Consider the following 13,823-nt stretch of genomic DNA (forward strand, 5'->3'; position numbering starts at 1 on the left):
GAGCCTCTTTTGAGCTATTTTCTACCCTACTCGCTATCGCCACTACGCTCTTGCTGTTTTTTCTGTGCCATACGTTTCTGCTGTGCACGATCCTTTGCGCTCACATGATTTGCATCAGTTGGAAGATTTTCTTTCGAACGTCCAATTCCATTGCTCATCTTTCCCACTCCTTTTTGCGTTTTTCAAAATACATGTTTATTTTCAGCTAGAGTTTCAATCCTTATACAAAAAAATAAGAGCAGCCATTGGCTACTCTTACTCGCTCACATATTTTTGAAACATATCATGGATGCCTTTATTTACTAGGTTCGAGATCTGCTCGTCAGATTTATTCGGATAACGATCACGCAATCTGATAGATGCCTTCACCATTAAATTTTCTAATACAGAACGGCCACCTTCTCCATAAATAATTTCAGCATATTTAACAAGCCTTCCATCCTCTACTGTTGCTGGATTATGATTGAAGAAAAATTTACTCATTGTCTCCACCTCTCTCTTTTGATAACGTTTACATTTATATAGATTATTTATGTTATTTATTTCACAATATTGTATGCATGTATATTTAATTAGTTTCATTATAAAGCAACATATCGATAGTAAATATGTGATTTTCCGTCCATTTTGTGAACAAACTAAAAATGAAAGCGTTTCCTTTATTATATACTAAAAAAACTTACTACGCTAGGGGCAATTTTTTTCAATCTACTAATCCCTCAAAAATTGATATATTTTTTCTTTTCCCATTAAACCTTATACAATTTTCAGAAATTATATTATAAAATATATGTATGACTTAAGGAGGCTTTGTATGAATCAAAATAAAAAAGCTATATTAGATCTTGTCTTTTATCTCGTAATCCCATTCCTCATTTGGAAATTTGCAAAACCTTATATCGATCCTTATTACGCGATGTTACTTTCCTCTGTTCCGGGGATTATTTATACACTGTATACCTTTAAAAAAGAAAAACAGTTTAACGTGACAGGATTCTTTATTTTAATTACACTCATTTCTAATACAACGGTAGATCTATTATCTGGGTCAGCTGAACGAATGTTATGGAACGATGCGTATTATCACATCGTACTCGGTATTATCGTCATATGTACAATTTTTATAAAAAAACCACTTATGTTATATTTCGCAGCAGATATTGCAGCGCTGCAAGGCCATGACCGCGATAAAAGTCGTGAGCTTTATCGTGATAGTCGTATATATCCAGCACTGCAATATTTAACGTTATTTTTCGGGCTGCAATTTATATTAAAAAGCTTTTTAAAAATTTATTTCATCTCTGTTTTTGGTGTAGATGGCTACGGTGAAATGAGAGCGATTATGACCGCTGTCGGCTGGGGCATTTCTATTTGTATCGGAATAGGGTTCGTATGGGTGAACAATAAAATACATGCCGTTACGGAAGAACAAGAATCCGTGCAGTAAACAAAGATCCCCTAGTGTATTACGACACTAGGGGATCTTTGTTTTGCTAGACATATGACTAAAATTTAACTTGATTTTTTTCTTTTACTTTTTACATTTCGATAAAACAAAGCAGCACTCAGCGGCATAACACCAAACCACTTATTCATAAATGGCTCTTTTTCAGCACGGCGTTGTTCTTTCTTTTGTTTTCGATCTTCTTTTGGAGCATCCATATACGACACAAACTGCTGCGTCACAAAGCGAACATAATCATTAGTAGACATATTATCATCACCTCTACTTGATTAGTATGTCCACTTTTTTATACATTAATCTTTTCCTTTAATTCATTCATAATTTGCTTTACAGACTTATTTGTCGTATCGATATGAATATGAGCCTCTTCATAATAAGTTCGGCGTGATTCAAATTTCTTTACGAATGCATCTATATCTTTCTTTTGAAATAGTGGACGTGTCGTATCTTCACGAAGCCTTTCTGCAATTACATTTGGATCACAATATAAATACACGACAGTTCCGTTCTCTTTCATCCACTTGCGATTTTCCGCTCGTTCAATAATTCCCCCACCAGTTGTAATAATGACATTATGGACTGGTAGCGAACGTAACATTTCGCTTTCATATTCCCGAAAAGTCATTTCGCCTTCTTCGGCAAAAATATCACGAATTGCCTTCTTTTGCTTCTCTTCGATTTTTTGATCAGTATCTACAACATCCATTTGAAGTTCTTGACTTAATGCTTTTCCAATTGTTGTTTTCCCTGCTCCCATATAGCCGGTTATGTATATAGATTTCATTTTCTGTCCTCTCAATCGTCATTTATTAATTGTTATTATAACGAAAGATGCTACTTTGTTTAATAAAAAAACGTTTTGTTCTTATACTATGAAGAACAAAACGTAACACTCGCTTTTACTTATAAGTACCTCTTCTCACCCACTGCGTTGCAATCCATTTCTCGCCTTTCGTTACAGGTGCCCCTCCATGTAACGTAAGCTCATTTAGTGATTGATCTTGATAAAAATACTCAAAGTATACTGCCATTCCCTTTCTAGGATGTACAGAAAGATTTAATTTCGGGAAGTACGTTTCCCCGCCTTCTTCTACATCATTTAAATACATTACAAGCGTACTAATACGATTGTTAACAGCTGATCTACTATGTTCCGCAAAATAATCATAGTGTGCTTTATATTGTTGATCCACTTCATAATTTAAAATGTGCAACCCTTCTCCATGCGACGCAGGAACATTCATGATAGATGAAATTCGTTTTTCAATCTTTGAAGTAAGTTCATTGTCTTCCAAAAATGCACCGCTACTTGTTCGAATATCATTTACATCACGTGATGAACCAACTTTAGAACGCTTCATTTTATTTTTAGACATTTCAATCAATTCATCACACTCTTCATCACTTAGTACATTTGCTAATACGACAATAAGAGGTTCTTCGAATTTTGAAATAATGTGTATTTCTCTATCTTCTGTCATAATCGTATTTCCTTTATGATCAAAAATAGTTTGTTCCTTATTTTCACCTATTTGATTGTTATTTGTCATTTCCCTATTCTCCCTAAAAATAATGATTGGATAGCATGAATATATCATATTCTTTCTACCTTTCTCTTTTTTGAGAAAATTTAAACTTTTAATCATTATATTTATCTATTTCTTCTAAAAAGTCAATTCAATTTATAATAGAAACCCCTGGTTTATCTCCATATATTTCACATATTATCCTTCTATCCAATCGACTATTTTTCCATCCTTTTTTCTATACCGAAAGCTCACCGTATAGAAAGCTTCCTGTTTGAGTTTGCACTGCAACGCAACGAAAATTGAATCATTTTCAAAAACATAATTCCCACTCGCTTCTCCCTTTTCATACTGAAAGAAAAATGCACCTTCTTTTTCTTTTTGCTGTAAGTCTTTTTTTATATCTGTAATAGATCGGTTAAGTAGTTCATCCAGTAAAAACTTTTGTTCTATTTCCATATAAAAATTTTTATCTGTAAGCAGCATATTGGTTTCGTATATAAAAAAAGAAGTTAATAAAATAAGAAAGATGATCGTTCCAGGCATTGTAAACCCATTTTGCCCTCTCATACATTCATTTCCATTTCACTATATCGCATAACTACCCCTTCATATATTTTCCCACTAGTATCTTTCACATTTATAATGAGTACATGAGGTGTTAGTTTGTAAGAAACCGTTCCAATATTTTGTAAAACAACTTCTCTCCCACGCCTATTTACCTTTCTTATAAGACGACTATTCTCTTTTTCATATGATACTTCACTCCCATTACGCGATCGGAATCTTAAAATACTTTCTCCATTTTCAAATGCTAGCTGTTCTCCAGATGATACTTCACGAAACTCCAATTGCGTTTGACCTAAAAACACATCCCACTCCCAATCATTTAATCCTTTTGACTGTTTATTTTCCATTTCAATGAAATGTAGGCGGGGAAAGAGCAAAAAAAATATTGATAATAGAAACAGACATACAATCATTTCTATTAATGAAAAACCAAATTCTAATTTACTTTTTCTCCTACATAAAAGCATTGTTCCACCATTCTTTCTTTCACATCTCTCCACATGGTACAAACTTCATTGCCTCCCCAATATGTGTAATACACAATTCCATTCATATTCTTTTCTATTATTCGCTTTTCTTCATTTCCATACATATATATAGCTGCTTCTTTTTTTAATAACCCAGATGCCTTATAACGAATTTGTATATTTTTTCTTTCTTGCATAACTAATACTGTTTGCGGTAGTAGTAACGATACAGCCATCATTAAAACACTTAACGACACAATCATTTCAGCCATTATGGACCCTTTTTGACATTTCACGATACGTAAATCTCCCTCTTCCAAGCTGAAATACAATTTCATATTTATAATTTCGATACGAAATTATAATCGTACCACCTCTATTAATATTTCCACTTGGATTATATGTCATCGGGTTTGGAAACGTATGCAAATCAATTTGTATATCTTCTTCATACTCCCGCTTGACGATATAATACTTTGTACCTAACTCTTTTATAGCATACAAATTTCTATCTTTATACCAACGTAATGTATAGTGCTTTTGACGGTTTATCGCTAATTGCTGCATATACAAAACATCATTTGAAAACTGTCTCAAAAATTGTTCAACTTTTTGTCGCTCGTATAAGGAATGAACACTAAAATACGTAACTATACTCAATACAGAAATAGCAAATAAAACGAGTAACATCTCTAAAAAAGTAAACCCCTGTTGTTTCACAATGTCCTAATTGATACTGTGCCATCATCTGAAATATGAATAGATTCGCCATTCGGACACTTATCAAGTGTAATATACTTTTCATCTATCAGTTCTTTTAACGATGGAATTTTATTATGTTGTAATTGATATACTTGTATTTGCGCTTCTATAGATTTCACGTAAGCTGCACACCCTTTTCCTTGGATCGATGAGCGCTGTGTAACTACATTCGGAATAATTAATAGTAATAATATAGTTATGACAACCATTACTAATAGCATCTCTAACAGAGTAAATCCTTCCTCATTCTGCATACAAATGCCTCCTAAATAGAATTCATCATTTGAAACATCGGCATAATCATCGCTAAATACATAAGGACAACGATTCCTCCAATACATGTAAATAAAATAGGCTGAATGATAACTACCATATGTTTAATTTTCCGTTCCATCTTTTCCATAATAAGATCGCTATAGTCACCTAATTCAATCGCTAAATTACCGTTTGCTTGTCCATGCGTAATAACATAAGAAAGTTCTTTCTCGTAATACCCACTTTTAGCAATGATAGATTGTAACTGTTCTCCTCCAATTAATTGTCTTTCAATTCGGCTCGCTTCATATTGAAAGAACGGATGATATCTTTGCTCCATCATTATTGTTAAAGCTTCGCATACTGATAGTCCACCATTTAATAAACCACTCAACTGAGTAGCAAAATAATGTGAATGCTTTAAAATAAGAAATGTTTTGATGAAGGGAATACGATGCATGATTTTTACCTGTCTAATATGTGGAAGTTTCCTAAAATACAACATATATAAACTACATCCAATAATAACAGTTACAATAGCGGTTAAAATAATGTAAGGTAGCATTTTTATTGCACTTAAAATTTGTTCTGTAAGTAGTGGTGTATTAGAACCGAACGAACTATAAACCATTTCAACCTGAGGTAATAAGATGAGGTTGAAAATAAAAAGCATGATTAGTAGAAAAAACACCAAAAACATAGGATACTGCATTATTTTCATCATGTCTCTCCTATACTTATCTTTCTTATAAAGAAGTGCACTTCCTTGTTGCAAAGCGAAAGAAATATCACCATGTTGCTCGGCATAAAATAAATAACTTAACATGTCCTGATGAAACCTTAACTGATGAAAAGAATCGTGTAGACTTTTCCCATCTTTTAATCCCTCAACCATGCGTTGCAATTGTACTTTCTTTTCTACAGGTAATTGAAACTGTAAAAATTCTAATGCTTGTAAAAGAGAGTAGCCTTTTTCTAATAATTCTCCTAAACGTTTCAACAATACTACTTGATTACTTAAACTCCAAGTTTTCTTAAACATAAACATCATCTTCTAAAAACCCTAAAGCATATCCTTTTCGTATTGACGATTCTAAAGTCTCATGTTTGTAAGTAACACATTCACCATTCGCTTCTTTAAGCGCTTGTTTTAACTCATACCCATATAGCAGCTCATAAATGCTTGCTTGCCTTACTTGCCTCATTGATTTACATAAAGTTGAGCACTTCCCTCTGCAAAACGGACATTTCAATTCGACAAGTCGCTGTGCAGCTACAGCCAATAAAGACTGTTCAATCTCTTGCCTCGTTATACCATAATCCATGAAACGAATGATTGCTCCTTTCGCATCATTCGTATGCAGCGTTGTCATTACTAAATGTCCTGTCAAACTTGCTCTTATAGCTATTTTTGCTGTTTCTTCATCACGGATTTCACCGACTAAAATAATATCTGGATCATGACGTAAAATAGCCTTTAATCCTGTTTCATATGTAAGACCCGCTTTTTCATTTATTTGAATTTGTAATACATCGTCACTTCTTTTTTCAACCGGATCTTCAAGTGTAATGATACGACGTGTTTTCTTTTTTCTAATTACCTCTAATAATGCATACATTGTCGTTGTCTTCCCAGAACCAGTCGGTCCAGTAAACACGAGTAGCCCCTGTGAATAGCGTAAAAACGAGAGTAGTTTTGCTGCCGTACTTGGAAATAACGAAAGATGTGATAAGGGCTGAACAGATGCTTGTAAATGAAGGCGAATAACGAGACTTTCTTGATATACTGTTGGAAGTGTTGAAAGGCGTAAATACACTTCTTGTCCATCAATTTGCAAATACAACGAACCATTCTGTGGCTTCCGTTTCTCTCCTATATCCATAGATGCTAAAAATTTAAAATGTGAGACAAGTTTTTCTCCAAACTCCTTTTCAATACATTGTCTCGTCATTAAATCTTTTCCTATACGTAGTTGCACCGCTACATCCTTCTGCCGGGGCACAATATGTAAATCTGACGCTTGTACCCTACACGCTTCTTTTAAAATTGTATTCGCAAAAATTTCAATCCCATTCATCACTTTTCCCTCCTCACTATGTATATAGCATGAAAACATGCACAATAAAAATTTGGATTTTTGTATTTTCAATAGAGGAAAAAGGAAAAATATGTTTGTGAAATTATGAACAATTTCCGAATTATTGTCTGAAATTACCTATACTCATGTTTATCTGTATTATAATGTTATTATCTTGGATAAAGTGATAAAGGTGGAGATCCTCATGGAACAAGCTTTAAAAATTACAGGTGTTTTAGCTGACCCAACTCGTTATTACATTTATAAATATATTTCGCAAAAACATAGTTACGTAACTGTACAAGAAATTGCAGATGAATTCGATATTCATCCAAACGTAGCACGTTTACATTTATCTAAATTAGAAGATGTTCATATGCTTAAATCGGAAACAAAGAAAACTGGAAAAGGCGGAAGACCAAGCAGATTATATGTCTTATCTGAAGATGTTATTCAATTGCAATTTCCATTCCGTGATTATCAATTGTTAGCAAGAATAGCATTTAATTCTTTACTTAGCCTTGGCGCTGCTGGTGAGAAAGCGCTATACGAAACAGGAAAACAATTGGGGGCCGAATTAATGCAACAACATATGCAACGTTTAAATGTGAGTGAAGGTGCTTTAACAGTAGAACAAAAAGTTCAAATTGCAAAAGAAGCTTTCTCAACAGCCGGCTTATCACCTGCATTTGAATTAAGTGCAGATGGAACAAAAATTTTCTATGATGTACACAATTGTCCATTTAAAGAAGTGGCTGTTCATCATCCAACTGAAATTTGTAACATGCACGGAGATATGATGAAAGGAATTTTTGAAATCCTATTCCCTAACATGGAATTAACTCGAAATGATAGTCTATTAGATGGATGTAAATCTTGTAATTATAAACTAACAATTTAATTTCTCATATAAAAAGAAGCCAATAATAATTGGCTTCTTTTTATATGAATGAATATTTACAATAGTAAGAAAAATAAACTATAATGAAAAGAGGTTTTACTTTTTCTAGAAAAGGAGGGAAATAGCATGGATCGCATGTTTCGCGTTCTCGGCTTTTGGACTGGAATTTTCTCGGTTATGTTTTACGTAGGAGATATGCAACAGGCTGCACTACTATTTTTAGGACAAACAGGTTTCTTCGTACTTTTAAGCTATTTAAAATTAACAGAGCGTATGTATATATACGTATTCGGGGCATATTTAACTGTTTTCTTCATAGGATTTACATACTACACGACATTTTTACTTGTCCCTGGGGCTGGACATTAAAAGATGGCATTTTGCCATCTTTTTTTTAATCCCGGAATTTCCTAGTTGACTTATAGGTTTTATTACCTTATATTCTATATAACAGATTGGAATTAGGGGGAATCAACATGAATACACTGCTTGTCGGAATTAACGTTGCAGTCATGCTCATCTTAGTTGGCGTATTATATTATATGCAACGTAAGCATGTATCTTTTAATAAACGTGTATTTACCGCTTTAGGAGTCGGAATTTTATTCGGTCTTATATTACAATTCATTTATGAGCCAACTTCTAAAGTAATTATTGAATCAAATACTTGGTTTGGCTTAATTGGTAACGGTTATGTGAAATTACTTCAAATGATCGTTATGCCACTTATTTTAGTATCTATTATTTCAGCATTTACAAAATTACAGTTAACGAAAAACCTTGGTAAAATTAGTGGTCTTATTATCGGAATTTTAATTCTTACTACAGGAATCGCTGCAGCTGTCGGTATCGCTGCAAGTGCAGGATTTGATGTATCTGCAACAGGCTTGCAACAAGGTGATGCAGAATCTGCTCGTCTGAAACTAGTTGAAGAAAGATTTACTTCTATTGAAAAGACAACAATTCCAGATAAATTATTAGAGCTATTGCCTACAAATCCGTTTCTTGATTTAACAGGCGCTCGTCCAACATCAACAATTTCTGTCGTAATATTTGCAGCCTTTATCGGCATTGCCTTTATAGGTGTAAAACGAAAATATCCAGAACAAGCAGAGCTATTTAAGAAAATGCTTGATGCTGTATATGCAATCGTAATGCGTATGGTAACATTAATTTTACGCCTTACTCCATACGGCGTATTAGCTCTTATGGCAAAAACAGTTGCTGGTAGCGATATAAATGCTATTTTAAAGCTTGGTAACTTCGTGTTAGCCTCTTATGTAGCACTTATCGTAATGTTTATCATTCACTTATTATTAATTGCATTGTCTGGTTTAAATCCAATTCAATATTTGAAAAAAGTGTTCCCTGTACTAACTTTTGCATTCACATCTCGCTCTAGTGCTGGTGCGATGCCATTAAATATTGAAGCTCAAAAAGAAAAGCTTGGTATCTCCGAAGGAATTGCAAACTTCGCAGCTTCATTTGGGGTATCTATCGGACAAAACGGTTGCGCAGGTATTTATCCAGCAATGCTTGCAATGATGGTCGCTCCAACTGTAGGAATTGATCCATTACAACCACAATTTATTTTAACTTTAATCGCTGTTGTTGCTATTAGCTCATTCGGTGTTGCCGGAGTTGGTGGCGGTGCAACATTCGCAGCTTTAATCGTACTATCTACAATGAACTTACCAATCGGTATTGTTGCTCTAGTTATCTCAGTTGAGCCATTAATCGATATGGGTCGTACAGCTCTTAACGTAAGTGGTTCTATGACAGCAGGTCTTATTTCAAGTAAATGGCTTGGTGAATTAGATCAAGATACGTACAATCAAGACGATACAAAAACTGGTGAAATTGCTTCATAATGAAAGAAAGACGCTAACATACAATTGTTAGCGTCTTTTTTATTCCGTTCCCTCTTTATAGATCTTATCTTGAGAATTATCACTCCAAGTATTCTTTTAATTGCTCTTTTAACTCTTCCTCAATCTCATAACAAGATTCATCAGCGAGTTCCCCTACTTTCTTACTACCCAAAATGTTTGATTGAATTGGCATTCCTAAAAAGATTCTTTCGCATTTCCAAATTGGTATATTGTAAAATCCAATCATCTCTTTTTCTTCATCTAATATAGCTATAGCAACTGATGAACCATATCCCACCTCAAAAGGATGCTCTTTATCTTTAACAAGTCCCATATCTAATTCCATGTTTTTTTCTATGTATAAATGCGAATACTCTTTATAAAGTTTAAGTGATATCCGTTCTATTTCCTTCTCCATGCATTGAATTTTCTCTTTCAATTCCAGTGTAAAATCTCGTTCTGTATACTTCATCTTCGTCTCCTTACACATAGAAAAAGAGAATATAATAACATATTCTCTTCTCTCAAATATATTTCATTATCTCACAGCCCGTCCTTTTCACAAATAACCATTTTGTTCGCACCATTTATGAAATTGTCCTACGTCCACCCCAACTAACACGATATCCTTTAGCTCTACATCAATGATTTGTTCTCCAATTACAATAGCAAACTGCGATGCTAATTTTGTCTCGTTTTTCTTTACAATTCCAATTCGGTTCCGATGCGGTCCATCTTTTATATATGCTTTTTGTCCTACAATATCAAAGTTCAAGATTTTCACCTCTTTTACTGCGCTCAAATTGGAAATACGATCTCCACCTCGGAAAATTTCCTTTCATTGCACTATTTCTCTATATATATGACGAAACAATAAAAGAGTCCTTCCTTCTTTACAATTATTTTTTCTTTGTTTCATTTTTGTGATTGAAACGTAAAGTTTATAATAAAATACACTTGGAAGCGCTTTCTATGTAATTTTTTATGTTATAATATAAAAGTAGAACTTCGTAAAGAGGGTTAAAAAAATGAATACAAAAATGATAAAAAAAGTAATTGAAGCATTAAAAGTATATGGCTTTCAGGATGTATCATTCTGTGACAAAACGAGGCAATTTTTATTTCATAACGAAACCGATATTATGAGCGGCTATGCAGAAATAACATATAGTAGTCAATTTGAAAAATTCAACGTACAAATTCATCCAATTGAAACACATCACCAAGCAGAGTTACAAGAGGTTGAAAGACATATACAAGCTTGTATAAGAAAAGTGGAATATTTAAACGCACTTCTTACCGGGCAGACAAAACTAGATGATAAAATTATTATTATGTAAAAAAAGAACGTGATCCAATCACGTTCTTTTTTCATTATATGTTCATCTTTTCCTTTAGTTGTAATCCTGTAACAGATTCTAATACATCCATCGATTCTCCAAATGTCATATCAAAAATTGTATTGTCCTCTATGTACGGAAACTGTCTGAAACGCTTTTCTAACACCTTTACAGCATCTGATGTAAAGTTTGCACTATCAATTCCAAATTCTGTTTCAAGAAGAACGATCCAATCTAACACATGAAAACCTAATCCATTGACGAATGCAATAAGTTTTTCTTCTGGGTTTGAAGATAAGAATACTTGGCGTTCCATCTCACTAAAAAGTTCTTCTCCTAAGATTTCAGCTAACTCATCATCATGTTCACGTTCAACAAGTTCTTCGTAGCCGTAATCATCCACAAGCTCTTCTACTTCTTCACTATCCTGACAAAGCAATTGACTAAGAAGTGCCTCTTTCTTAAATTCACTATTTTGTACGACTTCTAAAAAGCTCGTTTCCCATCCATTTTCTAATTTCATATTATGTACTCCTTTATATACGTTTCTTATCATCACTGTACCCAAAAGATCACTTTTATAACCTTTTAGGTAGTTACATTATTTCACATGATTCATAACATAAGATGCAAACTCAGCTACATCTCCTTCAAAAATATTTATTTCTGGCAAGTGATAGAACGTTGTTTGGAGCGGATTTCCTGCATGATATACATATATCGTTTTCTCTAGCGCAATCGCCATTCCAAACTCTGTATGGCTCCCGTTTCCGCCATCTAATATAAGTAAAAACACATCCGCTTCTTTTACAGCATTTTGTTCTGCCTGACCAATTTCTCTTAATTGTTCTTGATTCGCTGCTCTTTCGTTTTTGGCCCAATCATATGTATGGTGCCATCCTGCATGTTTCAGTTCATTTGCTACGGAACGTACAAGATGTTTATTTTGGAAACCTGAGGCGATATAAAAATTCATTTATATACACTCCTTCATTATGTATGGGGAAACTCCTTTTTAGCGTTATTTGTTATAGCTATAATAAAGAACAACTTCAAAAAAAATCCCCATCTTTAAAACTTATTTGCGTTTAAATGATGGGATGCTTCATGGTCTTCTTTTATTTTTTGTTTTTTATAACTTTCATCAGCTAACATTTCTAGTTCAGCTGTTATCTCTGACTTTTCAAGCTCTCTTTCTTGCGAAAATTTCCTTGAAATATAAACAATAACACTACCAACGTACAACACAAAGCATATAATAAGTGCAGTATTTTCATAGAGACTTAGCTCCAACACAGTCACTCCTAATCCATTCGTATTTTCACGCCTCATTAATTGGAATTTCTCTATTAACCCAGTTATTATCCCGCTATTTGAGGGCAGTAAGACTCCCTCCTCAAATTTCAGTAAAAGTAAAGAAGTTAGATGTGGGATGCACCCAACTGATTAAAGTTTCACTTTATTGTAACATAAAAATATCAATTCTTGGAATCTTTCACCCTACTAAAAGAGGCATGATTGTTTCATCATGCCTCTGAAATATTTTGAATGATTGTTTGAATTGCTTCTTTTCCATTATATTTTTTTAGTGCTGTTTTATACTTCTCATTATTTTGATTCAATTCTTCGACATACTTTATCAGAGATTTTACAGTTACATCTTCTTCATATAATACGGAGGCATACCCTTGCCTTTCAAAGGACTCTGCATTTAATATTTGATCTCCACGGCTTGCAAATTTCGATAATGGAATTAAAACCATCGGCTTTTGTAATGTTAAAAATTCAAAAATTGCGTTGGAGCCCGCGCGTGAAATAACAAAATCTGTTACCGCTAATATATCCGGCAGTTCTCCATGTACATATTCAAATTGTCTATATCCTTCTTTATTTTGTAAACTTTCATCAAGGTTACCTTTTCCGCAAAGGTGAACAATTTGATACTTTTTAAGAAGTTCTGGTAATGCTTCTCGAGCCGTATCATTAATTTTCTTCGCGCCCAAGCTGCCTCCCATAATCGTAATAACTGGCTTTTTACGTGAAAAACCTAAAAATGCTAAACCTGTTTCAGGATTTCCCTTCAGCACTTCTTCACGTACAGGAGATCCCGTATATATTACTTTTCCTTTCGGTAAATGCTTCGCTGCTTCTTCAAATGTAACAAATATTTTCGAAGCAAAACGAAGCGCAATTTTATTTGCTAGTCCTGGCGTCATATCAGATTCATGTAATAAAACTGGTACTCTATTTAGCCATCCTCCAATTACGACTGGTACAGATACGAAACCGCCTTTTGAAAAAATCACATCTGGTTTTAGTTTTCGAATCCTTACATACGCATCCATAACACCCTTCATTACAAGAAAAGGATCTTTTATATTTTTCAAATCAAAATAACGACGTAGCTTTCCACTCGAAATACTATAGTAGGGAATGCCTTCCTTTTCTATAATCGTTTTCTCAATACCTTGATGAGAACCAATATAAGAGATATCCCAGTTGTCTTCCTGTAAATGTGGGATAATGGCTAAATTAGGTGTTACATGTCCTGCCGAACCGCCACCTGTAAAGACTATTTTCTTCATACG

24 protein-coding genes are annotated in these 13,823 nt (G+C 33.8%); 6 read left to right on the forward strand and 18 right to left on the reverse strand.

Annotated features, from left to right (window positions below; genetic code table 11):
* Positions 1 to 26: 26 nt before the first annotated feature.
* Both NZ044_RS20830 and NZ044_RS20835 read right to left on the reverse strand, forming a co-directional pair.
* Positions 27 to 158, reverse strand: a complete 132-nt coding sequence (locus NZ044_RS20830) for a hypothetical protein (RefSeq protein WP_000064665.1) — start codon at positions 156 to 158, stop codon at positions 27 to 29.
* Between the two features lie 97 nt (positions 159 to 255).
* The gene (locus tag NZ044_RS20835) at positions 256 to 483 is read right to left on the reverse strand and encodes a hypothetical protein (protein WP_000032702.1); all 228 of its coding nucleotides are present in this window, start codon (positions 481 to 483) and stop codon (positions 256 to 258) included.
* Between the two features lie 73 nt (positions 484 to 556).
* On the opposite strand from NZ044_RS20835, the gene NZ044_RS20840 reads away from it, so the two are divergent.
* Complete coding sequence (locus tag NZ044_RS20840) at positions 557 to 673, forward strand: hypothetical protein (RefSeq protein ID WP_003279814.1); 117 nt, start codon at positions 557 to 559, stop codon at positions 671 to 673.
* Positions 674 to 814: 141 nt separating this feature from the next.
* Positions 815 to 1,447 carry a VC0807 family protein gene (locus tag NZ044_RS20845; RefSeq protein ID WP_001073111.1) on the forward strand — a complete coding sequence of 211 codons (633 nt, stop codon included), beginning with the start codon at positions 815 to 817 and terminating at the stop codon, positions 1,445 to 1,447.
* Between the two features lie 65 nt (positions 1,448 to 1,512).
* On the opposite strand, the gene NZ044_RS20850 is transcribed toward NZ044_RS20845, so the two are convergent.
* From NZ044_RS20850 to comGA, 10 genes are all read right to left on the reverse strand, one after another.
* Complete coding sequence (locus NZ044_RS20850; protein ID WP_000106083.1) at positions 1,513 to 1,713, reverse strand: YqzE family protein; 201 nt, start codon at positions 1,711 to 1,713, stop codon at positions 1,513 to 1,515.
* A gap of 38 nt (positions 1,714 to 1,751) precedes the next feature.
* A complete protein-coding gene (locus tag NZ044_RS20855; RefSeq protein ID WP_079245915.1) occupies positions 1,752 to 2,249 on the reverse strand; it encodes a shikimate kinase in 498 nt (165 codons plus the stop codon).
* Between the two features lie 115 nt (positions 2,250 to 2,364).
* A complete protein-coding gene (locus NZ044_RS20860; protein WP_000183864.1) occupies positions 2,365 to 3,015 on the reverse strand; it encodes a 2OG-Fe(II) oxygenase in 651 nt (216 codons plus the stop codon).
* A gap of 174 nt (positions 3,016 to 3,189) precedes the next feature.
* On the reverse strand, positions 3,190 to 3,561 hold the full coding sequence (gene comGG / locus NZ044_RS20865; RefSeq protein ID WP_001214886.1) for a competence type IV pilus minor pilin ComGG: 372 nt from the start codon (positions 3,559 to 3,561) through the stop codon (positions 3,190 to 3,192).
* Complete coding sequence (comGF, locus tag NZ044_RS20870; protein WP_000923110.1) at positions 3,558 to 4,028, reverse strand: competence type IV pilus minor pilin ComGF; 471 nt, start codon at positions 4,026 to 4,028, stop codon at positions 3,558 to 3,560. The genes comGG and comGF overlap by 4 nt, the downstream gene beginning before the upstream one ends.
* Positions 3,998 to 4,300, reverse strand: a complete 303-nt coding sequence (locus NZ044_RS20875; protein ID WP_000829465.1) for a hypothetical protein — start codon at positions 4,298 to 4,300, stop codon at positions 3,998 to 4,000. The genes comGF and NZ044_RS20875 overlap by 31 nt, the downstream gene beginning before the upstream one ends.
* Entirely contained in the window at positions 4,293 to 4,748 is a 456-nt protein-coding gene (gene comGD, locus NZ044_RS20880; RefSeq protein ID WP_002082168.1) for a competence type IV pilus minor pilin ComGD, read from the reverse strand. Before comGD ends, NZ044_RS20875 begins: the two co-directional genes overlap by 8 nt.
* Entirely contained in the window at positions 4,745 to 5,044 is a 300-nt protein-coding gene (gene comGC / locus NZ044_RS20885; protein WP_098505677.1) for a competence type IV pilus major pilin ComGC, read from the reverse strand. The genes comGD and comGC overlap by 4 nt, the downstream gene beginning before the upstream one ends.
* A gap of 11 nt (positions 5,045 to 5,055) precedes the next feature.
* Positions 5,056 to 6,093, reverse strand: coding sequence for a competence type IV pilus assembly protein ComGB (gene comGB, locus NZ044_RS20890; protein WP_003257965.1), 1,038 nt, complete (start codon positions 6,091 to 6,093; stop codon positions 5,056 to 5,058).
* Positions 6,080 to 7,123 carry a competence type IV pilus ATPase ComGA gene (gene comGA, locus NZ044_RS20895; RefSeq protein WP_001013181.1) on the reverse strand — a complete coding sequence of 348 codons (1,044 nt, stop codon included), beginning with the start codon at positions 7,121 to 7,123 and terminating at the stop codon, positions 6,080 to 6,082. Before comGA ends, comGB begins: the two co-directional genes overlap by 14 nt.
* A gap of 205 nt (positions 7,124 to 7,328) precedes the next feature.
* On the opposite strand from comGA, the gene NZ044_RS20900 reads away from it, so the two are divergent.
* From NZ044_RS20900 to NZ044_RS20910, 3 genes are all read left to right on the forward strand, one after another.
* Positions 7,329 to 8,024 (forward strand): helix-turn-helix transcriptional regulator, encoded by a 696-nt coding sequence (locus NZ044_RS20900; protein ID WP_098505676.1) that lies wholly within the window; start codon positions 7,329 to 7,331, stop codon positions 8,022 to 8,024.
* Between the two features lie 126 nt (positions 8,025 to 8,150).
* On the forward strand, positions 8,151 to 8,393 hold the full coding sequence (locus tag NZ044_RS20905) for a DUF2626 domain-containing protein (RefSeq protein WP_000375619.1): 243 nt from the start codon (positions 8,151 to 8,153) through the stop codon (positions 8,391 to 8,393).
* A gap of 107 nt (positions 8,394 to 8,500) precedes the next feature.
* Complete coding sequence (locus tag NZ044_RS20910) at positions 8,501 to 9,895, forward strand: L-cystine transporter (protein WP_001094344.1); 1,395 nt, start codon at positions 8,501 to 8,503, stop codon at positions 9,893 to 9,895.
* A 79-nt stretch (positions 9,896 to 9,974) separates the two neighbouring features.
* On the opposite strand, the gene NZ044_RS20915 is transcribed toward NZ044_RS20910, so the two are convergent.
* Together NZ044_RS20915 and NZ044_RS20920 are read right to left on the reverse strand one after the other, a co-directional pair.
* The gene (locus tag NZ044_RS20915; RefSeq protein WP_000877908.1) at positions 9,975 to 10,367 is read right to left on the reverse strand and encodes a hypothetical protein; all 393 of its coding nucleotides are present in this window, start codon (positions 10,365 to 10,367) and stop codon (positions 9,975 to 9,977) included.
* A gap of 87 nt (positions 10,368 to 10,454) precedes the next feature.
* Positions 10,455 to 10,670: a DUF3912 family protein gene (locus NZ044_RS20920; RefSeq protein ID WP_001008326.1), complete on the reverse strand. Its 216-nt coding sequence runs from the start codon at positions 10,668 to 10,670 to the stop codon at positions 10,455 to 10,457.
* A 253-nt stretch (positions 10,671 to 10,923) separates the two neighbouring features.
* Between NZ044_RS20920 and NZ044_RS20925 the strand changes: the two genes are divergently transcribed.
* On the forward strand, positions 10,924 to 11,235 hold the full coding sequence (locus tag NZ044_RS20925; RefSeq protein ID WP_001093240.1) for a hypothetical protein: 312 nt from the start codon (positions 10,924 to 10,926) through the stop codon (positions 11,233 to 11,235).
* 34 nt (positions 11,236 to 11,269) lie between these two features.
* Here NZ044_RS20925 and NZ044_RS20930 read toward each other — a convergent pair whose 3' ends face one another.
* The 4 genes from NZ044_RS20930 to NZ044_RS20945 all read right to left on the reverse strand — a co-directional run bounded on the left by NZ044_RS20930 (position 11,270) and on the right by NZ044_RS20945 (position 13,820).
* Entirely contained in the window at positions 11,270 to 11,758 is a 489-nt protein-coding gene (locus NZ044_RS20930; protein ID WP_000764263.1) for a hypothetical protein, read from the reverse strand.
* Positions 11,759 to 11,836: 78 nt separating this feature from the next.
* On the reverse strand, positions 11,837 to 12,211 hold the full coding sequence (locus NZ044_RS20935) for a nucleoside 2-deoxyribosyltransferase (RefSeq protein WP_001012339.1): 375 nt from the start codon (positions 12,209 to 12,211) through the stop codon (positions 11,837 to 11,839).
* A 95-nt stretch (positions 12,212 to 12,306) separates the two neighbouring features.
* A complete protein-coding gene (locus NZ044_RS20940) occupies positions 12,307 to 12,567 on the reverse strand; it encodes a DUF3966 domain-containing protein (RefSeq protein ID WP_001250699.1) in 261 nt (86 codons plus the stop codon).
* 194 nt (positions 12,568 to 12,761) lie between these two features.
* The gene (locus NZ044_RS20945; RefSeq protein WP_000724743.1) at positions 12,762 to 13,820 is read right to left on the reverse strand and encodes an undecaprenyldiphospho-muramoylpentapeptide beta-N-acetylglucosaminyltransferase; all 1,059 of its coding nucleotides are present in this window, start codon (positions 13,818 to 13,820) and stop codon (positions 12,762 to 12,764) included.
* Positions 13,821 to 13,823 lie beyond the last annotated feature (3 nt).

Source organism: Bacillus sp. FSL K6-1338 (genome assembly GCF_038006965.1).
GTDB classification, from domain to species: domain Bacteria; phylum Bacillota; class Bacilli; order Bacillales; family Bacillaceae_G; genus Bacillus_A; species Bacillus_A thuringiensis_S.